Source organism: Malaciobacter mytili LMG 24559 (assembly GCF_003346775.1).
GTDB lineage: Bacteria > Campylobacterota > Campylobacteria > Campylobacterales > Arcobacteraceae > Malaciobacter > Malaciobacter mytili.
Genome location: NZ_CP031219.1, coordinates 303050 through 325713, shown reverse-complemented (window position 1 = coordinate 325713; position 22664 = coordinate 303050). Strand labels below are relative to the sequence as shown.

The window sequence follows — 22664 nt, the reverse complement described above, 5'->3', positions numbered from 1 at the left end:
TATTTCCTTATGCTCTTGCATAGGCAGTTTGAAATACTTTTGATTCTTCATCTGCTTCTTCTAAGTCAATAATTTCGTAGTTTTCTTCACTTTCATACAATTTTTTTGTAAGTAGGTGATTTAGATGATGACTTCCTGCATGTGCATCATATTCTCCAACTAAAGTATAACCCAATAAAGCCATATCTCCAATTGCATCTAATATTTTATGTCTTACAAACTCATCATCATATCTTAAACCTTCAGGATTTAAGATTTTAGTATTATCTAAAACAATAGCATTTTCCATACTTCCACCAAGGGCAAGACCAATACTTCTTAAATATTGAACTTCATGTAAAAAACCAAAAGTTCTTGCTCTACTAATATTTTCTTTATACTCTTCAATTGAATAATCAAATCTAAATGCTTGTTGTCCAATTGCAGGATGTTCAAAATCAATAGAAAAATCATAAATTATATGATTAGAAGGTTTTAAAGCAACTCTTTTTCCTTCTTTTGTAGTAACTTCTACTTCTTTTTTTACTTTTATTGCTTTTTTTGAAGCTTCAAGTTCTTTTATACCTGCTTCTTCAATTAGCATACAATATCCAGAAGAACTTCCATCTAAAACTGGAATTTCATCATTATCTAATACAACTCTTAAATTATCTATTCCATAAGCATATACAGCAGATAATAAATGTTCAATTGTAGAGATAATTACTCCATCTTTACCTATAACTGTTGCCATTTTTGTATCAACAACATTTTCTATTTGTAATGGAATTGTAATACCTTCATCACTTCTATAAAAGATTATTCCCATATTAGCCTCAAGAGGCTCTAATCTCATCTTAACAGGAACTCCTTTATGAAGGCCTATTCCTACAATTTCTACACTTTTTGCTATTGTTCTTTGTTTCATTTGCTATTTATTACCTTTTTAGCATCTATTATTACATCTGTAATTCTTGTTTTAATCCAATCTTTATCCATCCACTCTAAAGGATTTACTTCTATTCCTTGAACTAAAACTCCAAAGTGTAAGTGATCTCCAAATACAGCCCCTGTACTTCCTGTATTTGCAATTTTTGTATTTGCTCTTACTTCTTCACCTGCCATTACATGGGATTTACTTGTATGGGCATATAAAGATTGTAAACCAAGTTTATGATCAATTACAATTGTATTACCATATATTCCTAAATAATCATTAAAAATCACTTTACCACTATTTGTTGCTTTTATAGATGCATTTTTAATACTTGCCCAATCCATTCCTAAGTGCCAAGCTTGATCAATTTTTTCATCATTAAAATAGTAGTGTCTTCTATCCGCATATCCTGCAACTGTTTTTGAGCCTTCTAATCTTTTAAAAGGTTTTATACTAAAACTATCAATTTTATCTTTATTCATAAATTTTCTAGTTATCTCTTTTAAAACATCAGTATTCATTTTTCTTAAAATTCTATTTTCTTTTACAAAAATCTCTTCCACAGTAGATGGAACATCTAAACCACTTTTTTGTAAAACATTTACACTTATATCTTTTACAAATTTTTCAGAAAGTTTTATATTGTCATTTTTAACTTTTAATGCTCTTATATATAAAGGAACTTTTGTAATTGTTTTATTATTTGCTTTATCAATTGCTATTAGATTTACTCTTTTAAATTCTTCAATAGTAACAGGCCAAGCAATTAAAGCAATATAAAAATTCTCTTTATAAAAAGGAATTAAATCAAATCTTTCCTCATCATTAAAAGAGATATAAGCATCTTTTAAATTCTCATCATGAACCTCAACAATTACTAAAGCACTTCCTCCGTGTCTTATTGCAAAAGAGTTTCCAATTACATTTGCTACAGGAATTTTTTTATCAATTTTTATTTTATACTCTTTTCTTATACTATTACCTTCAAAAAAATTCCATTTACTTCTATCAGTGGCTTCTAAAATTATTGATACATTTTCACCTTTAAAAAACATATCAAGTTTAGGAGGTTTTATCTCTAAATCTATACTATTTTTTAATTCATCTAAAATTTTATCTTCTAAAACTCTTTCATTATTATCATCTTTATATATAACTTTATAATGTTTAATTCCGCTATTATCATCAATACTTATTTTTAATGAATCTTTTAAATTCCAATACTCTTTTTCTTCAAATTTTATTTCTGGTTTATTTTGTTCAAATTGAGGAGATAAATAAACAAACCCAAATCCACCAGCTATGGCAACTAAAACAACTAATACAATAATACCTGTAAAATTATTTTTTCGTTTCAAAAATTTCCTTTAATACCATTTTTTTTGCTTCTTCTAAATTTATTGTATCAATACAACAACCAGCAGCATTATAATGACCACCACCTTCAAATTTTGAAGCTATTGCAGACACATCAATTTGTCCTTTTGAACGAATAGAAACTCTTGTCTCATTATTTACAATTCTAAAAAATACTGCAACTTTAACAATAGACATACTCATAATCATATCAAGTACATCTTCACAATCTCTTATATGTGCACCTGTTTGTTTAAACCAAAGAGGCTGTGCCAAAATTGAAGCAACAGTTCCTTCTTCATATAATTCTAAGCTTTCTAAAACTTTTGGAATTATTCTATATTTAGCCAAGGAATCTCTTCTTAAAAGCTTATTTGCTATATATGAAGGATTTGCCCCACATTTAACTAAAAAATTTGCTTTTTCAAAAGTCTTTTCATCACATCTACCTATACTAAATCTTAATGAATCATCATAAATACCTGTGTACAATGCTGTTGCAGAATCTTTTGTTATATATAAACCATTAAATTTAAAAAAATCATAAACTATTTCAGCTGTTGAGCTTTTATTTGCATCAACTATATTTATTGTTCCAAAATTATTATTTGATTTATGATGGTCAATATTTATAAGAGGAATTTCTTTGGGAAATTCTACTCCAAATCTCTTATATGTTCCACAATCAACACTAATGATTAAATCATAAAAATTTGGTAATTGATCAGTAATTTTGTCAAACCTAGATATAAAATCTAAATTTTGTGGTAAATCATTACTAACATTAAATACTTTATGTTTTATTCTATTTTCATAAAATAGATTTGATAGAGCAAGTGCAGAAGAGATTGTATCTGCATCTGGATTTACATGAGTTACAATAAGAATATATCTACTCTTTTCAATTAACTCTAAAGCCTCTTTATATCTTGAGAAATCCAGTTTATTATCCAGTATAAAATCTTTTTTCATCTACTCTTTGCCCTTTACTATATTCTAACAATAAATTACTAACCAAAAGTTAATCATCAATCAAACTTCATAGAAAAATCAAGCCAAGTTGCTTGATGAATAATACTTCCACTACTAATAGCATCTACACCTGTTTGTGCATATGTTCTAATTGTATTTAAATTTATATTTCCACTTGCTTCTAATAAAATATGAGGATAATTTTCATCTCTAAAACTAACAACTTCTTTAATTTGCTCAGGATTCATATTATCACACATTATAATATCTGCACCTGCATCCATAGCAACTTTAACTTGATCTAAAGTTTCACACTCAATTTCTATTTTTGTAACCCAAGAGATTCTTTTTCTTGCTTTTAAAATAAACTCTTTTAAATTCTCAATTGTTTTTAAGTGAGTATCTTTTAGCATTAGGCAATCATCAAGCCCAAGTCTATGATTAATCGCACCACCTACTCTACTTGCATATTTTTCAAAATCTCTTAATTGGGGTCTTGTTTTTCTTGTATCAAGTAAAACCACATCTAAATCTTTAATAAGTTCAACATATTTACTTGCTTGAGTTGCAATTCCACTTGCATGTTGTAAAATATTTAAAAAAGTTCTTTCACTAGAAAGTAAAATAGAAGCTTTCCCTTCAAGTTCAGCAATTATTTCACCTTTTTTAACCCTATCACCATCTCTTTTTAAAAATTTACATTCAAATTTTTCTGTTCTTGCAAGAACTTTTGCATATTTAACTCCTGCAATAACACCATCATCTTTTGAAATTACTCTAGCAGTAAATCTTCCTTTAGGGGCAACATCAAAAAATAAATCCCCTCTACCATTATCTTCAATAATAGCGTTTTTAACAAACTTTTTTATATTAATCATACTTCAAACATCCTCTGTAAAGCAACTCTTGCCCATTGCGCTCTATCTTCATCTATTAAAATTTCAGACGCATAAGGCTCTTTTTGGTCTTTTTCTATATCTTTTAAAGTTTTATATAAATCTTCAAGTGTAGTTTCATTCATCGTTGGACACTCTGGCTTTGTTGAACTTAAGATATAAGTATTTTCTTTTCTTAATCTATTTACCATATTAAACTCTGTTCCAACTGCTACTTTTTGTTCAATAGGCAACTCTTTTATATATTTTATAAGTTGTGAAGTTGAACCAACAAAATCAGCCACATCACAAACACTTGGATCGCACTCTGGATGAACTGCTATTAGAATATCTTCATATTTTTCCCTATAAAATTCCACATCTTCAACTGTAAATTGTTGATGAACAGAACAAAAACCATTGTAACAGATAATATCTGCTTCATGTAAATTAGTACCATCTCCAATTACTGCTGATTTTAAATTCATAGCTTTTGCAAAATTTTGTCCAAGACATCTATCTGGAACAAAAAGTATTTTTTTACCTGATTGTAAACCTTTTTGAATAATTTTATAAGCATTAGAAGAAGTACATACTAATCCACCCATTTCTCCAACTCTTGCTTTTACAGCAGCACTTGAGTTTATATAAGTAATTGGTAAAATATCATCTTTTGTAATTCCAGCTTTATTTAATTTTTCAACACTTTCATCAAAATAATCTACATCTATCATTCTTGCCATTGCACAGCAAGCAATTTTTGGCATTAGAACTCTTTTTTCGGGACTTAATATTTTAACTCCCTCACCCATAAAACCAACTCCACAAAAAAGAATATATTTAGAAGTTGCCTCCATAGATTTTTTTGCTAATTCTAAAGAGTCACCTGTTATGTCTGCTAATTCAAATACTTCATCTCTTTGATAGAAGTGAGCAACAACTGTTACATCTAACTTCTCTTTTAGTTTTAAAATCTCTTCTTTTAAATTCAAAATAATACCTTTAATATATCTAAAGGGGTAAAATTACCCTGTTATTAACTAAATGAGAATATAACAAAATTTTAGTTATAATCCATTTAATTAAAAAATCAAAAAAAATAACAAAGGTAATAAATGGATTTTTTATCTAATTCAAATCTACTTTTTTATCTTGCAGCATATCTATTTGGTTCAATTCCATTTGGACTAATTTTGGCAAAAGTATTTGCTAAAGTGGATATTAAAAGTGCAGGGAGTGGTTCTATTGGAGCTACAAATGTATTAAGAGTAGTTAAGCAAACAAATCCAAGCTTAGCAAAAAAACTTGGAATTGCAACTGTAATCTTAGATGCGTTAAAAGGAACAGCTGTTTTACTTGTAGCAATGAGTTTAAATACTCCTATTGAAACTTTATGGGCTATTGCAGTACTTGCTGTATTAGGGCACTGTTATTCTATTTACTTAGGATTAGAAGGTGGGAAAGGTGTAGCAACAGGACTTGGTGTTTTTGTGGTATTAATTCCTATTCCAACACTAATTGGAGCTATTGTTTGGGGATTTTGTGCAAAAGTATTAAAAGTCTCTTCTTTATCTTCACTTTTAGGATTAACTGGGGTGGTATTAAGTGCTTTAATTTTTAATAATGGTTTAGAAGTTGGAAGCAATGCTCCTATGTATATCATAGCTTTTATTATCTACTATAAACATATCCCAAATATTATTAGACTTGTTAGGGGAGAGGAAAAGAAAGTTATCTAAATGATGACTTTGTTTTCCGAATAAAAAGAAGTTATCTAAATGATGACTTTGTTTTCCGAATAAAAAGAAGTTATCTAAATGATGACTTTGTTTTCGCAAATCAAAAGAAAGCTATTTAAATGAAAATAAAAATCAAAGATTTAACTTTTAATTGTATTATTGGTATTTTGCCTTTTGAAAGAGAAATGGCTCAACAAGTAGTTATAAATTGTAAAATAAAATATAAATATAAAAATAGTGAATTTATAGACTACTCTTTAGTTGCAAAAGATATAGAAACTATTATGATAGAAAAAAAGTTTGAATTAATAGAAGATGCTCTTCTTTATTTAAAGAGACACCTTCGTGACAAGTATAATGTAACTAAATTGAAACTAACTATTTGCAAACCCCAAATTTTGCCTAATTGCAAGGTAAGTGTAACAAAGTAAAATATAGCTTAAATTTATAAGCAAAACTGTTGAAAAAAGATATTTTAAGAAAACTTTAAAATTTACTTATGTACAATTTGCGTAACGGTGTATCGGGATAGGTTTCTAATAACTTAAATTAGGATGGTTCGCGCGCTCCGGTAAACTGATTATTAAATTTCGAAATTTTAGGAGAACAAATGAAAAAATTCGCAAAAATGAGTTTAGTTGCTGCTGTTGCAGTTGCTGGTCTTTCAACTACTTCTTCAGCTAAAGCTTTAGAAGAAGCAATTAAAAATGTAGATGTATCTGGTACAGTAGTATATAGATATGATGATAGAGCTTTTGAAGATAAAGCAAGAGATAATGATTCAGATAGAGATTTATCAAATAATAAATATAAAATCGGTTTAACTTTAAAATCTAAAGTTAATGATGATGTAACTGCTGTTACAAGATTTATTGTTGGTTCTCAAACTAATGGAGATTTTGTATCACTAAACAATACTAATGGTGGTGATGGACAAGCTGATATTTCTTTAAATAATGTTTATTTTTCATATACAGGAATTGCTAATACAACTGTAAATGTTGGTAAACAAGGTTTAACAACTCCATGGACTGTAGCAATTGATGCTGATGGAAATGAGCAAACTGGTACTGGTATCTTAGCATTAACAAATGTTGGACCTGTTACTTTAGCTGGTGCATACTTTAACCAAACTAACTTAAATAAATCAACAGATGTTTCTATTAATGGAAGTAAAGCTTTAGGAGCAAAAGCAGTTAAATTATATAATTCAAAAACTGATGCATCTGTATTAGGTGGAGATTCAAATGTAATTACTGTTGGTGCAATGGCTAATATTGGACCAGTTGCTTTAGATGCATGGTATTTAGATATGCAAGATTCATTTGATACATTTACAATTGGTGCAAAAGCTAATTTTGATTTAGATGCAGTTAAATTATCTGTAGGTGCTAGACATACTCAATTAGATGCTGATAAAGAATTAGCAGGTAAAGATTTTGCAAAAGAAGATAACTCTTTAACAAAAATTGAATTAGGATTAAAAGCTGGAATTTTTGGTGCAAACGTTAACTACGGATGGACTGATTCTGAAGGTGGTTTAGCAGCACTTGATAATGATGCATTAACAGGGATGCAAGGGTACACTGTTCAATTAAACGGTGTGGCTGATGCTAAATATTTACAAGTTAAAGCTGATGTACAAGTATTACCATCTTTAAATATCTCTCTTAACTACCATACATTAGATAAAGATAAAAATGATGTAAGAGCAAAAGATTCAACTGATACAGAAATCTATGTTCAAGCATCTTACCAAATGTCTAAAAACTTTGGTGGATATATTAGATTAGGTCAAGCTGAATTTGAAAATGATTATGTAGATGGAACAAAATCTAAAGATAATGATGGAACAATTGGAAGATTACAAGTACAATACTCTTTCTAATTTGAAAGTTTAAGTTACTAAACTCTATTTTAGGTTGGGATTTTTTTCCCAACCTTTTTTTTTGCTCAAATTTTATTTAACTAAATTATGCTAAAATATCTCAATTTATAAAAAGGGATAGAAATGAGACTACTAACAAGCATAAGCCTTTCATCTATATTATTTTTAAGTGTAGCAAGTGCCGAAACAACTATGTGTTTTAAAGAGAATCATAAAGATATGTCAACTATTGAAGAGATAAACTTAAATGGTGGAGTATGTAAAGGTGATAAATCTGTAAAAGATATGAAAAGAGATGGTTGGAATGTTGATGATATAAAAATCACTCAAACAGAAAAAGGAACTAATTATATCTATGTATTTAAAAAAGATGAACCAAAAGTTGCAACTATTGATGAAGCAGCACTTGAGACAAAAATCTTACAAAGATTAGAGCAAAGAAAAAAAGAAGAAATTGAGATTAAAAAAAGAGAAATATATGCAAGAAAAAGTAAATCTGGTGAAAACTTATATAAAAATAAATGTATTTCATGTCATGGAGAAAAAGGTGAACTTAAAGCAAGAGGGGTTTCAAGACCTATTAAAGATTTAAATTTACAAGATTTTCAAATTTCTATTAGAGATTATAATTTAGGTTCATATGATAGAGGAATGGCTTTTGTAATGAAACCATATGCACTACTTATGGATGATAATGATGTAAAAAATGTATATATCTACATAAAAAGTATAAATGAAAAGAAAGAAGAAGCTAAAAAATAATGGATGCATACGAATATAGTGAGCTTTTAAAACTTTTAAATAAAAAGTTAACAAATATAAAAGGTATTTTAAAACCTGATGAATTAAAATCTAGATTAAAAGAAATTGAAGAACTAGAAGCAGAACCATCTTTTTGGAATGATGTGGATACTGCAACTAAAATTGGAATTGAAAAAAATAAAATTTTAGGAAAATTAAATAAATTTAATAAAGCAAATAGTGCTTTAGAAGATACAAATGATATTTATACTTTAGCTTTAGAAGATAAAGATGAAGAGACTTTAGAGATGCTTTATGAAGAAGCTTATGAAATAGAAGAGTTAGTTAAAAAAACTGAAATTGAAGTAATGCTTAGTGGAAAAGATGATGGACTTAATGCCATAGTATCAATTCATCCAGGAGCTGGAGGAACTGAATCTCAAGATTGGGCAAGTATTTTATATAGAATGTATCTAAGATGGGCAGAAAGACAAAACTTTAAAGTTGAAATTTTAGATTATCAAGATGGTGAAGAAGCAGGAATAAAAGATGTCTCTTTTATAATAAAAGGTGTAAATGCTTATGGATACTTAAAAGCTGAAAATGGTATTCATAGACTTGTTAGAATCTCACCTTTTGATTCAAATGCAAAAAGACATACTTCATTTAGTTCAGTTATGGTAAGCCCTGAAATTGATGATGATATTGATATACAAATTGAAGATAAAGATATAAGAATTGATACTTATAGAGCAAGTGGAGCTGGTGGGCAACATGTAAATAAAACTGAAAGTGCTATTAGAATCACGCATATTCCTACAAATATAGTAGTTCAATGTCAAAATGATAGAAGTCAGCATAAAAATAAAGCAAGTGCGATGAAGATGCTAAAAAGTAGACTTTATGAGCTTGAACTTGAAAAACAAAAAGCACAAAGTGATGGAATAGAAAAAAGTGAAATTGGATGGGGACATCAAATTAGATCTTATGTACTACAACCTTATCAACAAGTAAAAGATACTAGAAGTAATATTGGATACTCAAATGTAACTGCAATACTTGATGGGGATATAACTAAAATAATAGAAGATGTATTAATTGCAACTTCTTCAAAATAACTCTAAAATTTTTAGAGTTATTTTAATTTACAATTTTTATACCTTTTTAATAAAACTTAAAAGTAATTTTAATATAATGTACCTCTTAAATACACATAAGGAAACAGTATGAAAAAAATTACAAAATTAAGCCTTATTGCTACTTTAGCTTTAGGTTCAGTTTCATTTGCTAATGCTCAAGCATTAGAAGAAGCAATTAAAAATGTAGATGTATCTGGTACAGTTACATATAGATATAATGATTATGAAGATACAGATGGAAAAGATACAAGTTCTTCTTCAAATCTTTATAAAATTGCAGTTAATGTAAAATCAAAAGTAAATGATGATGTTGTAGCTAATACAAGATTTATTATTGGTTCTGATAAAGGTGCTGCTGAAGTTGGTTTAAATACACATGAAGATGGTGATGCACAAGTTGGTGTTTCTTTATCAGAAGTAAACTTTACATATACAGGTATTGCAAATACTGCAATTACATTTGGTAAACAAGGTTTAGCAACTCCTTTTACAGTACATAGAGATTCAATTGGAAATGAGCAAACTGGAACTGGTATTGTTGCAGTTACAAACGTAGGACCTGTTACTTTAGCAGCTGCTTACTTTAACCAAACTAACTTAGGCGAAGATGTTGGTGAATTAAGTAATGATGTTGGTTTACACGGTGATGAAAACGTTGTATTCTTAAGTGCAATGGCAAGTTTTGCAGGAATTAATGTAGATGCTTCTTATGTTGATGTACAAGATTTCTTTGATGCATATACTGTAGGTTTATCAGCATCTTATGATGTAGCTTCAGTTAAATTAAATCCATATGCAAGATACTCTTCTTTAGATTTAGATAATAATTCAGCTGATAATGTATTATGGAAAGTTGGGATGAGAGCTAATATGGGAATCTTTGGAGCTCATTTAGGATATGGTCAAACAGATAAAGAAGGTGGAATAGTAGCTTTAGATTATAGTGCTGAAACTGGTTATGATGAGCACTGGAGAGTAACATTAACAGGTATTTCTGATGCTTCTGTAGTTTATGCTTCAGTTGATGCACAAGTATTACCATCTTTAAATGTAGCTTTAAAATACTCTAACTTAGATGCTGATTCAAAATCAAATAATACAGACCAAGAAGAAATTTATACACAATTATCATACCAAATGTCTAAAAATTTTGCAGGATATGTAAGATTTGGACAATTTGAAAAAGATGTTAAAAACGGTAGTGATATAGATTCTACAATGGGAAGATTACACGTACAATACTCTTTCTAATAAAAGATATTTTACTTTATAATAAAGGTCCTATTTTATATAGGGCCTTTTTTTATTCCCTATTACAAATTATCTTATAAGAGCAAAAACCACATAAAGCTTTATCTTCACATTTTTCAAAATTTATCTCTTTAGTTTGTTTAAAAGAGTTAAAAATAGTATTTAATAGTTCTAATTTAGCATCTAGTGCTTCTTCTTTTAAAAGTTTAGCACTATTTAAATCATAATAAAAACTTTCAATATTTAAAGTTTTATATAATTCTTGTACTGCCAAATAATAAAACTCCAATTGAAAATCACAACTTTTTTCATAGTTTTTTAAACTATCTACTTTTAAACTACTTGATGTTTTATAATCAATTACTAAATATTTATCATTTTGTTTATCAATTCTATCAATTGCCCCTTTGATATTAATACCTTGATAAGTCATATTAAAAGGTAGTTCTTTATGCAAAATTTGTATATTTTCAAATCTTTGTTTTTCATTTTCAAAAACTTTATAAATCTTCTTTTTCCAAACTTCTAACTCTAAAGTTAAAAAAGGATTTTTTTGAGTATATTTTACAAATAACTCTTCCAATCTTTCAAAGCTATCAAGAGATTTTTCAAAATACTCATATAAAATTTTATGAATTATATCTCCTAACTCATACCCTTTAGGTTTTAGTGAAATTTCATGTTCTTTTAGCTTTAAAATATATTGTAAATAAAACTTTCTTTTACACTGCAAATATGCTTTTAAAGAAGTTGCAGACCAAGTCATCTTTGATAAATCAATAGTTTCAATAATTTGCTTATCAAAATGAGAAAAATTTGTTTTATTATAAATAATATGCTTATATTCATTGTCAAATACACGATTATCTATTTTTCTATTAAAAAGTTCACTTGCAAATCTACTAATAAAACTTAATTCATTATTTGTATAACAAACATATAAACTTTTACAATTATTAATCAATCTTTTATAGTAGTATTTTTGTAAATTCTCCCTATCTTTAATTGTAGGTAAATTTGCATACTCTTTAACTTTTGTAGATAAAAACTTATCTTTTAAAGAAATTTTTGGAATAAACTCTTCATTAAAATCACAAATAATTACAACCTCAAAATTAACTGCCCTACTTTCCAATAGACCCATTACAGTAATCTTTCCAGAGTTTACATCATCAATTGTTGTTTTTTGAAGTTTTTGTAAAAGTATTTTTAAAGCCTCTTTTACTAAAATATATGAGTTATTTGTAAAAAATAAGACTTTAAACTTATAAAAAAGTTCATTAAGTTTTACAATAATTTCTTCATTATCTTCATACTGTAAAACCTCTTTTTCTAAAAACTCAAAAATATTAAGAGTTAATTGCTTATTCCAATTTTGTTTTATAAACTCTAAAAAATCTTTATTTATTTTAAAAAATTCAATGCTAAAGTCTATTTTAAACTCTTCATCACTAAATAGATTAAATAGAGTATATAAAAGCTTATATGATTTACTATTAGTTATATCTAAGCCCATAGCAAAGTTAAAATATCCTTCATTATCAAAAAGTTTTAATTTATTGATAAAACCCTCATCAGGTACAATTAAAACAATTTTTGAAGGCTCAACACCACTTTGTATGCAAGAAACAATAGTAGCTTTTATATAAGCAATTTGATTAATTCTAGAAGCAAAACCTTTTATTTCAAAATTTTGTAAAATTGATTTAACTTGAGTTTCTTCTAAAATCTTTTTATTACTAATATCTAGTTTATAAGCTTTATTTTCTTCTAATTCAAATCCTATACTTTTAAAAGCTTCTATTGATTTTTTATTATATTCATTTGTAAAAAGATTAATAATAAGCTTTGTATTTTCTGATATTTGTAAGATTTTATCAAACTCAACTTTAGTAAAGTATCCTTCAAAATTAAGCTCAATTTCTTCAAATTTATTTAAAAAATCTTTATTTAATTTATAATGATTTGCTTCATTTACCCTATCAATAAAATTATTTTTTTCTAATAATTCAATATAATTTATTTTAATTTTATTTAATATTTCAAGATGCTCTTTATAAAACTCATATGTATCCACATTTTTTATCTCATTTATATCTACTTTTTCACTAGATATTTCAGTAAAAAATCTAAATATATAATCACTTTGTTTTAAAAATTGTGTAAAATTTGATGAAATTCCCAATTTTTTAAAATCATCAAATTTAATTGATTCTTTTAATAGTAGAAATTTATGTTCTTCATCTATAAGTTTTTTATTATTAAAAAAGAAAGATTTTTTAAAAAAATCATCAATTGTTAAAAAAAAAGGCAATAAAGAATTACTACTTTTATTTAAAAGTAGATGCTCCCTTATTGCCCTTGATGTAGGAAATACTATAAGTTTTTGTTTAATTTGCATTAGTTTTTATAAATAAATAACCTTTTGAATCATCTTTTTCAAAAGTTGCTATAATATTCCAGTTACCAATACTTGGCACTGTAACTTTTGAATTATAAACTTCATTATTAAAAATAAAAGAGTTTTCAGGTAAATCAATAATAGAGTTATTATTAGTAGCTTTTGTAACCCTAAATTTAATCTTCATATTATCAACACTATCACCAGTTTTATCTTTAATTGATACTTTAATAGAGTTTTCACCAACTTTTAAAATATCCCTATGAGTTTGTCTTTTTTCAATAACTCTTTGAGAAAGAAAGATATCATTTGTATCTAAACCATACTCTTTGTCATTTAATATAATTTTAAAATTATATTTTGATAAAAAAATTTTATTTGAATTTATAATTTCATTATAATGATCATCAACATCTTGATACTTTTTAAAAAAAGCATCATCTTCATGTACTGGAACTTTTATTGCAGAATAGATTGTCCATACAATCATATAGAATGTAAAACCAAAAATAGCAACAAAAAACAGTGGCCAGTAATTTCTTTTCATAAAATATTTCCTAATTTTTTCTTTTTCTTAAAACAGCATATACATATAAAAATAATCCAATTATAACTAGTGTGTACATAAATACTTTCCAGATAGTTCCAGCAACTCTTCCAGAATTTCCAATACTAGATTCTAATTTAATATCTTTACTTTTGGCAATTGTATCTGCAATTGCAGCATAACCATTTAGTACAGCAGCACTTACTTTTGCAAATACTGAGTTTTTATCTTTTGAAGCCAATAATGGTACAACATATCCGTTTAAAATATCATTTTTATCAACAATATCTTTTAATTGTGAAGACACAACTAAATTTACATGTGTATCATCAACTGAAATAGTTAATAAAACATATGGTTTTTTTAATACTTGTACAAGCTCTTTTTCTTGATTTTTTATAAACTCAATTTTATCTTTTGTAGATATATTCTCTTCAAGACCTAAACTCTGTTTTGCATATACGTAGATATTTACACCCAATTTATTTTTAGCTTCAAGGGCAATTTCTTCAATTTTTTCAATTGCTCTTTTATCAATAAGCCCATCATTACTTAAAATATGTTCAGATGCGAATAGATTTGATGATATAAAAAATGACAGTGCAAAAAGCACTGCCATTTTTGTAAGTTTTAAAGCTTTCATTTATCCAACAAACACTCTAGTAGAATCGAAGAAAGATAAATACGCAGAGTAAACTGCTGAAGCTAATAATAAAATTCCAATAATTTTGTCCATAGCTTTCCCCTTATTTCCCAACTAATTCATAATGTTTAAGGTTATCTTGACTATTTGCTTTTAATGCATTTAAATCTTGATTAACTTTATAGAAGTTAGTTGCTTCATTTTGTTGAACAGTAATTGCACCGTAAGTTAATACACCTAATATAGTAAGTAATAATACTGTTGCAATTAACATACCTGTAATTCCATGAAGAAGAGAAAATAACCCTCTTTCATTTTCATTCATTTGAGAATTTCCAGCCATATTACTCTCCTAAACTTCTAATATATGTAGCTAAAGCTTTTTCTTGAGTAGGGTTTAATCTACCTTTAAAGCTTGGCATAATACCAATGCTACCTTTTTTACCATTTGTTAATGTTGCCATTACAACTGCATCATCATATGAAACAATATTTGGAGCAACATAATCAATTCCTTTTCCATCAGCACCATGACATCCAGCACAAACACCAAATGCTGCTGGTTGTTCACCTTTGAATCCACCTGCAACATAAGAAGATACTGCATCAATTTCAGCATCATCACTTAACATCATAGGAGGCATTCCAGCTGGGTATTCAGCTTTGAAATTATTTGCACCATTTCTAATTACATCCTCTACAGACTCTTTTGACATTCTGTGAGTTAAGTTTTGAGCTTTTCCACCAATTCCCTCAGCATCAACACCGTGACAAGGAGCACATTGAACTAAGAAAAGTGATTCACCCATTGCTGTTAAAGTTTCATCACTTGGATTTTCCCATTTAGATGCAAACTTTTTATTATATTCAATTGTTTCTTCATTCCATTGACCAATTTGTGAAAATCCATTTGTTGGATAACCAAATGACCAATACCAGAATAACCAAACTAATACACCAATAAAAGCTAATCCCCAACCAGTTGGAATTGGATTTTTATATTCACCAATTCCATCCCAGTTATCTTCAGCTAATTCTCCAGTTGCTTTATCATTTTTAATTTGATTAACATACTTTAATGCAACGAATACAGTAATTGTAATAATCGCAATTGCACCAAGCATTGTTAAGCTATTGATATAATCATCACTATTAAAAGCATCACCTGCTACAAAGTAAGTTCCTGCTATTAGAGCGATGATAAGAATAATTCCACCTATTACCATAGATTTCATTTGATACTCTCCTTCTCGTTTATCTCTTTATTATTGTTTCTTTCTTCAAGAGGATCAGACTTTACAGAATCGTCATGAACAAGATTAGAGTATTTTTCAAAATCTCTTTCACCCTTTTTATCCCTTCTATATATAGAAAAAGCATAAGAGTAAAAAACTACAAATACTATTAGTATTAAAAAAAACTTCAAATAACCTTGAAGATTCAGTAGAGCCTCGTTATCCATAATATCCTCTTATTTTAAAGAATTTAAATATGCAATTAATGCAACAATCTCAGGAACTTGACCGTTAGCTACGGCATCTTTTACTTTTTGGTTTTTCATATCAGCAGCAATAGCTTTTGCTTCTTCTTTAGCAGCAGCAATTGCATCTTCATAATTACCAAGTTTTACATCAATTTGTCCATCGCCATCTAAATCTTGGTCATATGGAGTATTAAATACATTTTTAACTGTTAAAGCTTCAGCATAAGCTGTATCTAAATCAGCAATATTATCAAATTGGTGTGGATAAGCTGGCATAACAGTTCCAGGAACAACAGAAGCAGGATTCATCATATGATTTTCATGCCAATCTGTAGTTCTGTAGTTTCCAACTCTCATTAAATCTGGACCAGTTCTTTTTGATCCCCATAAAAATGGTCTATCATAAGCATACTCACCAGATAAAGAGTACATACCATATCTATCAGTTTCAGATTTAAATGGTCTGATTAATTGAGAGTGACAAGCATTACATGAATCTTTAATATATACATGTCTACCTGCTAACTCTAACACTGAATAAGGTTTTGTACCAACTGTTGGTCTACTTTGTTTAGCGAAATCAGGAATTACTTCAATAATACCTGCAAATGAAACAAATACAAATACTAATACCGCGAAGAAAAACGGTCTTTGTTCTAACCAATGAAACATTATTTACCCCTTTTCTTAAGCTGCTACAGGTGTTGCATTTACTGGTTCTTTATCAAGTATTCTACCTGCAGTTGCAGTTTTATACATGTTATAAGCAAACATAAAGAATCCAATTAGGTACATTAACCCACCAACAGCTCTAATTGTATAGTATGGTTGTAATACAGTAACTGTATCAATAAATGAGTAAACTAATGAACCGTACTCATCATAAGCTCTCCACATCATACCTTGTGTAATACCTGCAATCCACATTGAAGTAAAGTATAATACAATACCTGTAGTTTGTAACCAGAATTGAGTATCCATTAAAGATTTTGAGTAGATTTCTCTTCCATACATTCTTGGTGCCATATGATATAAAGCAGCCATAATCATAAATACTAACCAACCTAATACACCATCATGAACGTGACCTGGAATCCAATCTGTAAAGTGTGCAATTGCATTAACAGATTTAATTGATTGAATTGGTCCTTCAATTGTTGATAACATATAGAAAGTTGAAGCTAGAATCATAAACTTAATTAATGTGTTTGTTTGTAATTGTTGCCACTCACCTTTCATAGTTAAAAGCATATTAATTGCTGATCCCCATGATGGTAAAATTAAAACAACTGACATTACAGAACCCATAGTTTGCATCCAATCTGGAACAGTTGAATAAATTAAGTGGTGTCCACCAGCCCATAAGTAAACAAATAGTAATCCCCAGAAAGCTAAAATAGATAACTTATATGAGTAAACATTTTGTCCAGACTCTTTTGGTAAGAAATAATAAATCATTGCAATAATTGGAACTGTAAATACAAATCCAACCGCATTGTGTCCATACCACCATTGTACTAACGCATCATTTGTTCCTGAGTACATAGACACAGAGTGAATCCATGAACCATAACCACCAGAAGCAAAATATGTAGGTACTTCCATATTATTAAATAAGTATAACATTGCAACTGTAATAAATGAAGCAATAAAATACCAAATAGAAATATATAGAGTTCTTTCTCTTCTAATTCCAATAAGTCCAAAAATAGAAATACCCCATAATACCCACCAAACAACCACTAAAAGGTCGATAGGCCACTCTAATTCAGCATACTCTTTTGAAGTTGTAATACCCATAAATAAAGTTACAACTGCTAAAAGAATTGTTATAAAATATAACACAAAGTGTAGCTTTGCTATTGTCATTAAGAATGGAGATTCCTTTAAAGAAACCTTTAATACTCTTTGTCCAATATAATACCAAGAAGCAAAAATACCACTAAGTGTAAAACCAAATGCAACACCATTTGTATGTAATGGTCTTAATCTACTAAAAGTACCATATTCCCCTGCAAGGTTGTTTAACCCAGGAAACGCCAATTGAAATGCTAATACAACACCAATTGTCATACCAATGATACCAAACAAAATTGTTGCAAATGTAAAGGCTTTTGCAACTGAGTAATCGTACTCAATTCGTGCACCGTTTTGCATCAATCTCCTCCTACTAATTTTTTATATATCAAGTCACAGGTTTGTCACTTAAAAAAATCTTAGCTAAAACTCAATAAAGTTAAGCTTAATAATTGATATTTTTTTTTAAGGTTTATTTAAATAATACAAAAAGAAATACTTTTTATTATAAAATCAACCTATTTCCAGTTCTTTAATGCAATTTGTGTCTCTCTTTGCATTGTTTTTTGTTTTAAATCTTCTCTTTTATCATGCAACTTTTTACCTTGTGCTGTTGCAATTTGCATTTTTACCATATTTTTTGAATTGAAATAAAGTTTTAAAGGAACTAAAGTAATTCCATCTTTTGTCACTTTAGTGTACATTTTATCTATTTCTTTTCTATGCAATAAAAGCTTTCTACTTCTTCTTTCATCTGGTCTATAAGATGTATGGGTTGTACTCATATGTGTAATATGCATATTTAGAACAAAAACTTCATTTTTAATTATTCTAATAAAACTATCTTTTAAATTAACTCTTCCATCTCTTATTGCTTTTACTTCACTACCTTCTAATACAACACCTGCTTCATAAGTATCAAGTATCATATAATCATGAAAAGCTTTTTTATTTTTAAAAACTAAATTTTTACTTGTTTGCTTTGCCATTATAAAACCTTAAAAAATGAACTTCCACTTCCACTAAAAAACCATCCTTGCTTTGCATATTCTTTTAAGTTTGGATACTCTTTAAGTGCAGGAAGATATAAATCATTTGCTTCTTCTATTGAAAGTTTATTTAAAATATCTGTACTTTTTAAATCTAATAATTCTTTTGCTTGTTTAGCACTTATCTCTTTATAAAACTCATTTCTAAAATTTGTAAATATTTTACCAGTATGACATTTAATCTCTTTTGGTGTAAAAACTTCAATATTTAAAGGCTCTTCTTTAAACTCTTCTACAATTTCACCAATTCCTGTCACATTTGCACTATCATATTCATATATAAAAAAAGGTACATCTGCACCAATTCTTGCACCAATTTTTGCAAGCTTATCTTTTTTATAATATAAATTAAAATATTTATTTGCTAAAACTAAAAAAGCAGCAGCATTTGAACTTCCACCGCCAAGTCCAGCAAATTCAGGAATATTTTTTTCAACTTTTATATTATAAATTCTAAAAAATGCATCAATTTTCGGACAATATTTTCTTAATTCTAAAAAAGCTTTATATATAGAATTATCTTCAGTTTTACAACCAAAATCACCTATTAAATTAAATTCATTTGTTTCATTATCAGGTGTAAACGAAATAGTATCATAAAGATTTTTAACCCTTACAAACCGTGAAACTATCTCATGGTAGTTTTCTCTTTTTCCTGCAATTTTTAAAAAAATATTTACTTTTGCATAAGATTTAATAGATACTTGCATTTATATATTTACCTTATTTAATAGATATGAAACTTCATTATTTTTTATTTGGATTATACTAAAAAAGTCTTCAAATAAGATGATATAGTCACCTTCTTCTTTTTTCTGCAAATATTCTAAAGATATTTTTTTACCATTATCTAACCACTCTTTACTACCTGTATAGTTATTTACTTCTAAATTTAAGTACTCTAAAGGATTTAAGTCTTTTTCATTTTCAAAAAAGAATTCTCCTTCATTTAATCTTTCTAAATAAGATAAAGTTCCCACTACATTTAAATTCTTAGCTAAGAGTTGTGCTAAGCTTCTAATATATGAGCCTTCACTAACTGTTGCTTCAAAACTAATAAAAGGGTGTGAATAAGAAAGTAGTTTTATATCAATTATATTCATAACTTCTTTTTTTAACTCTACTTCAAGGCCAGCTCTTGCTAATTCATAAGCTCTTTTTCCATTTATTTTTTTTGCACAATATTTAGGAGGAAGATATTCTATTTCTCCTTTTAACTTTTCAATTTCTTTAATTATTTCTTCTTTATGTAAAAGTTTTTCTTCTTTTATACTTATTATATTTTCTATATCTTCAGAATAAGAAGTAGCACCAAGCCATAAAACAGCCCTATAAGTTTTTGGTGTTTTTTTCAAATAATTAAAAAGTCTTGTATATTGTCCAAAAGCTACTATTAAACATCCACAAGCAAAAGGGTCTAAAGTTCCACTAAAACCTGCTTTTTTATTTTTATATTTTCTTTTTATTTTATTTAAATACAAATTTGAACTAATATACATTGGTTTATTTACTACAAGTAGTTTATTTAAGGGTTCTTTATTGTAAAGTCTTTTTTGCATTTATTTTCCACTTATTTTTTTCTCATTTTATTTAAAAAAAAATATAAGCTTTAAAAGTTTTAGATTTTGGTATTAATTCAAGACAAAGAAGAAAATTTATAAAAAACATATATAAAAGTATATGATGAGTAAATTTTCTTTTTTAATAAAGAATAATAAAAAAGAAAAACTTTTATTAACTTATATCTTCTCCACAAAAGAAGAAAGTATATCCCTTCTTTGTCCGCTAAAATTAATAGTAAGCTTATAATCTTTTCCAGCTTTTACAGCTTTTTGAACTCTTCCCATTCCAAAGATTTTATGTTTTACTAAATCTCCAGTTTTATATGCAGAATTTTTTTCAATTGTTAAGCAACCTTTTATAAGTCCACTTTCACTTAAAAATCTACTTTTAGATAAAGTTGTTCTTTTTCCTTTATAAAACCTTGAATGAACAAATGACATAGTAAGATTATCCATAGCCCTTGTAATTGCAACATAACCTAATCTTCTTTCTTCTTCTATATCACTTCCATCACCAATTATAGGGAAAAAGCCCTCTTCAAGTCCAATTATAAATAGATGCTTATATTCTAAACCTTTAGAAGCATGAATACTCATCATAGAGACTAATTCATCACTATATTCATTATGCTCGCTTTCTAGTGCTATCTCATTTAAAAAATCTTCTAAACTTAAAAGAGGGTTTTGAATAAAATAATCTCTAATATATCCATAAAACTCATCAATATTGGCTTGTCTTTCAAAACCATCAGGAAGATTATCATATGAACTTCTATAATCAAAAGTATCTTCAAAAGAGTCCAAGAATCTCATTTTAGACTCTTCTAAACTCTCTTTTAAATCCATTATTGAAGCCATAAATACTTTTAATGTTCTTGAGTTTTTCTTTCCAACAATTTTTGCTAATTCATCAGGCTCTAACTCTTCTAATAATTCAAAAATTGGTTTTTTATTTTCAATTGATACCGCATCAAGCTTATCAATTGTAGTTTTTCCAATACCTCTTTTTGGTTTATTTATAATTCTTTTTAAAGAGAAGTTATCGTTATTATTTGTAAGTATTCTAAAATAAGCAATTAAATCTTTAATCTCTGCTCTTTCATAGAACTTCATTCCACCCACAAGTTTATAAGATAATCCTGCTTTATTAAACCCTTCTTCAAGTGATCTTGATAGGGCATTTACCCTAAATAAAATAGCAACATCACTTGCTCTTTCTCCACTATCAATTAATTTTTTAATATCATCTACTATTTTTCTTGTTTCTTCATTTTCATCAGAAGATTCATATACTTTTACACTGCTTCCTTCTTCTCTAGTTCCAAGAAGTTTTTTACCTAGCCTATCCCTATTATGTTCTATTAGTTGGTTTGCATGTTCTAAGATTTTTGTTGTTGATCTATAGTTTTCTTCAAGCTTAACAACCTTAGTATTTTCAAAGTGGTCTGTAAAATTTAAAATATTTTTTATTGTTGCACCACGCCATCCATAAATAGATTGGTCATCATCCCCCACAACACAAATATTATTATGAGTACAACAAAGCTTTCTTAAAAGTTTATATTGTAATTCATTTGTATCTTGGTATTCATCTACCATAATATATTGATATTTTTGACTTAATTCTTCAGCCAATGCTTTACTTTTGCAAAGAATTTTATATGGTAGTAAAAGTAAATCATCAAAATCTACTAAATTATTTTTTTCTAGATAATTTTCATACTTTTCATAAATATCTGCAATTTGTTGATATAGCTTTAATTGTGCAGCAGCTTTTGCTTCAGTTGGAGATAAAATTGAGTTTTTATATTTTGATATTTCACTTGCAACAAGAGCAGTTGGAATATCTTTATCTATTGATTTTAAAATTCTTTTTTTGTCATCTGTATCTATTATTATAAAATTGTTTTTTCTATCAAGCTTACTTATATAAAATTTTAAAAGAAGTAATCCAAACTTGTGGAATGTGCATAATAAAGGCGGAGTATTTATTGAGGCACTATCTAGTAAACTATAGGCTCTTTCTCTCATCTCTGTTGCTGCTTTATTTGTAAATGTAAGCGTTAAAATTGAAGCAGGATCTATCCCTATTGATATAAGATATGCTAATCTAGTAGTAATAGTTTTTGTTTTACCAGAACCAGCCCCAGCTAAGATAAGTAATGCACCATCAATATGCTGTGCTGCATCTTTTTGTGAGTCATTTAATGTTAATAAAAAATTTTCAGACATTTCTTCTCCAATAATAATAGATTATACCATAATTTAATTAAATTATTATTTTACTTAATTTTTTTATTTATAA

Annotated in this window: 23 protein-coding genes; 6 read left to right on the top strand and 17 right to left on the bottom strand. The window is 27.7% G+C overall.

Annotated features, from left to right (window positions below):
- Positions 1–7: 7 nt before the first annotated feature.
- Genes lpxC through nadA form a run of 5 tightly spaced genes read right to left on the bottom strand, consistent with a single transcriptional unit; the run spans position 8 to position 5111 of the window.
- Positions 8–907: a UDP-3-O-acyl-N-acetylglucosamine deacetylase gene (gene lpxC, locus AMYT_RS01720; protein WP_114840841.1), complete on the bottom strand. Its 900-nt coding sequence runs from the start codon at positions 905–907 to the stop codon at positions 8–10.
- Positions 904–2274 (bottom strand): M23 family metallopeptidase, encoded by a 1371-nt coding sequence (locus AMYT_RS01715; protein ID WP_114840840.1) that lies wholly within the window; start codon positions 2272–2274, stop codon positions 904–906. The genes lpxC and AMYT_RS01715 overlap by 4 nt, the downstream gene beginning before the upstream one ends.
- The gene (locus tag AMYT_RS01710) at positions 2258–3244 is read right to left on the bottom strand and encodes a DHH family phosphoesterase (RefSeq protein WP_114840839.1); all 987 of its coding nucleotides are present in this window, start codon (positions 3242–3244) and stop codon (positions 2258–2260) included. The genes AMYT_RS01715 and AMYT_RS01710 overlap by 17 nt, the downstream gene beginning before the upstream one ends.
- 56 nt (positions 3245–3300) lie before the next feature.
- The gene (gene nadC, locus AMYT_RS01705) at positions 3301–4122 is read right to left on the bottom strand and encodes a carboxylating nicotinate-nucleotide diphosphorylase (protein ID WP_114840838.1); all 822 of its coding nucleotides are present in this window, start codon (positions 4120–4122) and stop codon (positions 3301–3303) included.
- Positions 4119–5111, bottom strand: coding sequence for a quinolinate synthase NadA (nadA, locus tag AMYT_RS01700; protein WP_114840837.1), 993 nt, complete (start codon positions 5109–5111; stop codon positions 4119–4121). The genes nadC and nadA overlap by 4 nt, the downstream gene beginning before the upstream one ends.
- A gap of 123 nt (positions 5112–5234) precedes the next feature.
- On the opposite strand from nadA, the gene plsY reads away from it, so the two are divergent.
- The 6 genes from plsY to AMYT_RS01670 all read left to right on the top strand — a co-directional run bounded on the left by plsY (position 5235) and on the right by AMYT_RS01670 (position 10877).
- Complete coding sequence (gene plsY / locus AMYT_RS01695) at positions 5235–5858, top strand: glycerol-3-phosphate 1-O-acyltransferase PlsY (RefSeq protein WP_114840836.1); 624 nt, start codon at positions 5235–5237, stop codon at positions 5856–5858.
- A 119-nt stretch (positions 5859–5977) separates the two neighbouring features.
- On the top strand, positions 5978–6289 hold the full coding sequence (locus AMYT_RS01690; RefSeq protein WP_114840835.1) for a dihydroneopterin aldolase: 312 nt from the start codon (positions 5978–5980) through the stop codon (positions 6287–6289).
- A gap of 179 nt (positions 6290–6468) precedes the next feature.
- The gene (locus AMYT_RS01685) at positions 6469–7746 is read left to right on the top strand and encodes a major outer membrane protein (protein WP_114840834.1); all 1278 of its coding nucleotides are present in this window, start codon (positions 6469–6471) and stop codon (positions 7744–7746) included.
- A gap of 123 nt (positions 7747–7869) precedes the next feature.
- Positions 7870–8508 (top strand): c-type cytochrome, encoded by a 639-nt coding sequence (locus tag AMYT_RS01680; protein ID WP_114840833.1) that lies wholly within the window; start codon positions 7870–7872, stop codon positions 8506–8508.
- Positions 8508–9605 carry a peptide chain release factor 2 gene (prfB, locus tag AMYT_RS01675; RefSeq protein ID WP_114840832.1) on the top strand — a complete coding sequence of 366 codons (1098 nt, stop codon included), beginning with the start codon at positions 8508–8510 and terminating at the stop codon, positions 9603–9605. The genes AMYT_RS01680 and prfB overlap by 1 nt, the downstream gene beginning before the upstream one ends.
- Positions 9606–9713: 108 nt before the next feature.
- Positions 9714–10877: a porin gene (locus AMYT_RS01670; protein WP_114840831.1), complete on the top strand. Its 1164-nt coding sequence runs from the start codon at positions 9714–9716 to the stop codon at positions 10875–10877.
- A 52-nt stretch (positions 10878–10929) separates the two neighbouring features.
- Here the strand turns inward: AMYT_RS01670 and AMYT_RS01665 are convergent, their stop codons facing one another.
- The 12 genes from AMYT_RS01665 to AMYT_RS01610 all read right to left on the bottom strand — a co-directional run bounded on the left by AMYT_RS01665 (position 10930) and on the right by AMYT_RS01610 (position 22591).
- Entirely contained in the window at positions 10930–13278 is a 2349-nt protein-coding gene (locus tag AMYT_RS01665; protein ID WP_114840830.1) for a PD-(D/E)XK nuclease family protein, read from the bottom strand.
- On the bottom strand, positions 13268–13825 hold the full coding sequence (locus AMYT_RS01660) for a hypothetical protein (protein WP_114840829.1): 558 nt from the start codon (positions 13823–13825) through the stop codon (positions 13268–13270). Before AMYT_RS01660 ends, AMYT_RS01665 begins: the two co-directional genes overlap by 11 nt.
- Before the next feature lie 10 nt (positions 13826–13835).
- The gene (locus AMYT_RS01655) at positions 13836–14468 is read right to left on the bottom strand and encodes a hypothetical protein (protein WP_114840828.1); all 633 of its coding nucleotides are present in this window, start codon (positions 14466–14468) and stop codon (positions 13836–13838) included.
- A 103-nt stretch (positions 14469–14571) separates the two neighbouring features.
- Positions 14572–14811 carry a DUF4006 family protein gene (locus AMYT_RS01650; RefSeq protein WP_114840827.1) on the bottom strand — a complete coding sequence of 80 codons (240 nt, stop codon included), beginning with the start codon at positions 14809–14811 and terminating at the stop codon, positions 14572–14574.
- A 1-nt stretch (position 14812) separates the two neighbouring features.
- A complete protein-coding gene (locus AMYT_RS01645) occupies positions 14813–15703 on the bottom strand; it encodes a c-type cytochrome (RefSeq protein WP_114840826.1) in 891 nt (296 codons plus the stop codon).
- Positions 15700–15930 carry a CcoQ/FixQ family Cbb3-type cytochrome c oxidase assembly chaperone gene (locus tag AMYT_RS15205; protein WP_114840825.1) on the bottom strand — a complete coding sequence of 77 codons (231 nt, stop codon included), beginning with the start codon at positions 15928–15930 and terminating at the stop codon, positions 15700–15702. Before AMYT_RS15205 ends, AMYT_RS01645 begins: the two co-directional genes overlap by 4 nt.
- A 9-nt stretch (positions 15931–15939) precedes the next feature.
- Entirely contained in the window at positions 15940–16623 is a 684-nt protein-coding gene (ccoO, locus tag AMYT_RS01635) for a cytochrome-c oxidase, cbb3-type subunit II (protein WP_114840824.1), read from the bottom strand.
- A gap of 15 nt (positions 16624–16638) precedes the next feature.
- Positions 16639–18108 (bottom strand): cytochrome-c oxidase, cbb3-type subunit I, encoded by a 1470-nt coding sequence (ccoN, locus tag AMYT_RS01630; protein WP_114840823.1) that lies wholly within the window; start codon positions 18106–18108, stop codon positions 16639–16641.
- A 158-nt stretch (positions 18109–18266) separates the two neighbouring features.
- Complete coding sequence (gene smpB / locus AMYT_RS01625; protein ID WP_114840822.1) at positions 18267–18737, bottom strand: SsrA-binding protein SmpB; 471 nt, start codon at positions 18735–18737, stop codon at positions 18267–18269.
- The gene (locus AMYT_RS01620) at positions 18737–19507 is read right to left on the bottom strand and encodes a 4-(cytidine 5'-diphospho)-2-C-methyl-D-erythritol kinase (RefSeq protein WP_114840821.1); all 771 of its coding nucleotides are present in this window, start codon (positions 19505–19507) and stop codon (positions 18737–18739) included. The genes smpB and AMYT_RS01620 overlap by 1 nt, the downstream gene beginning before the upstream one ends.
- Positions 19508–20356 carry a tRNA pseudouridine(55) synthase TruB gene (gene truB / locus AMYT_RS01615; protein ID WP_114840820.1) on the bottom strand — a complete coding sequence of 283 codons (849 nt, stop codon included), beginning with the start codon at positions 20354–20356 and terminating at the stop codon, positions 19508–19510.
- Between the two features lie 180 nt (positions 20357–20536).
- Positions 20537–22591: an ATP-dependent helicase gene (locus tag AMYT_RS01610; RefSeq protein ID WP_114840819.1), complete on the bottom strand. Its 2055-nt coding sequence runs from the start codon at positions 22589–22591 to the stop codon at positions 20537–20539.
- Positions 22592–22664: the final 73 nt, after the last annotated feature.

What these genes read in the sequence shown, in the direction of transcription:
- AMYT_RS15205 (WP_114840825.1), bottom strand. Translation starts at nt 15,930, where the DNA reads ATGGATAACGAGGCTCTACTGAATCTTCAAGGTTATTTGAAGTTTTTT.
- ccoO (WP_114840824.1), bottom strand. Translation starts at nt 16,623, where the DNA reads ATGTTTCATTGGTTAGAACAAAGACCGTTTTTCTTCGCGGTATTAGTA.
- ccoN (WP_114840823.1), bottom strand. Translation starts at nt 18,108, where the DNA reads ATGCAAAACGGTGCACGAATTGAGTACGATTACTCAGTTGCAAAAGCC.
- AMYT_RS01685 (WP_114840834.1), top strand. Translation starts at nt 6,469, where the DNA reads ATGAAAAAATTCGCAAAAATGAGTTTAGTTGCTGCTGTTGCAGTTGCT.
- AMYT_RS01645 (WP_114840826.1), bottom strand. Translation starts at nt 15,703, where the DNA reads ATGAAATCTATGGTAATAGGTGGAATTATTCTTATCATCGCTCTAATA.
- nadC (WP_114840838.1), bottom strand. Translation starts at nt 4,122, where the DNA reads ATGATTAATATAAAAAAGTTTGTTAAAAACGCTATTATTGAAGATAAT.
- AMYT_RS01690 (WP_114840835.1), top strand. Translation starts at nt 5,978, where the DNA reads ATGAAAATAAAAATCAAAGATTTAACTTTTAATTGTATTATTGGTATT.
- truB (WP_114840820.1), bottom strand. Translation starts at nt 20,356, where the DNA reads ATGCAAAAAAGACTTTACAATAAAGAACCCTTAAATAAACTACTTGTA.
- AMYT_RS01665 (WP_114840830.1), bottom strand. Translation starts at nt 13,278, where the DNA reads ATGCAAATTAAACAAAAACTTATAGTATTTCCTACATCAAGGGCAATA.
- AMYT_RS01650 (WP_114840827.1), bottom strand. Translation starts at nt 14,811, where the DNA reads ATGGCTGGAAATTCTCAAATGAATGAAAATGAAAGAGGGTTATTTTCT.
- AMYT_RS01610 (WP_114840819.1), bottom strand. Translation starts at nt 22,591, where the DNA reads ATGTCTGAAAATTTTTTATTAACATTAAATGACTCACAAAAAGATGCA.
- AMYT_RS01710 (WP_114840839.1), bottom strand. Translation starts at nt 3,244, where the DNA reads ATGAAAAAAGATTTTATACTGGATAATAAACTGGATTTCTCAAGATAT.
- AMYT_RS01680 (WP_114840833.1), top strand. Translation starts at nt 7,870, where the DNA reads ATGAGACTACTAACAAGCATAAGCCTTTCATCTATATTATTTTTAAGT.
- smpB (WP_114840822.1), bottom strand. Translation starts at nt 18,737, where the DNA reads ATGGCAAAGCAAACAAGTAAAAATTTAGTTTTTAAAAATAAAAAAGCT.
- prfB (WP_114840832.1), top strand. Translation starts at nt 8,508, where the DNA reads ATGGATGCATACGAATATAGTGAGCTTTTAAAACTTTTAAATAAAAAG.
- AMYT_RS01655 (WP_114840828.1), bottom strand. Translation starts at nt 14,468, where the DNA reads ATGAAAGCTTTAAAACTTACAAAAATGGCAGTGCTTTTTGCACTGTCA.
- plsY (WP_114840836.1), top strand. Translation starts at nt 5,235, where the DNA reads ATGGATTTTTTATCTAATTCAAATCTACTTTTTTATCTTGCAGCATAT.
- AMYT_RS01660 (WP_114840829.1), bottom strand. Translation starts at nt 13,825, where the DNA reads ATGAAAAGAAATTACTGGCCACTGTTTTTTGTTGCTATTTTTGGTTTT.
- AMYT_RS01620 (WP_114840821.1), bottom strand. Translation starts at nt 19,507, where the DNA reads ATGCAAGTATCTATTAAATCTTATGCAAAAGTAAATATTTTTTTAAAA.
- lpxC (WP_114840841.1), bottom strand. Translation starts at nt 907, where the DNA reads ATGAAACAAAGAACAATAGCAAAAAGTGTAGAAATTGTAGGAATAGGC.
- AMYT_RS01670 (WP_114840831.1), top strand. Translation starts at nt 9,714, where the DNA reads ATGAAAAAAATTACAAAATTAAGCCTTATTGCTACTTTAGCTTTAGGT.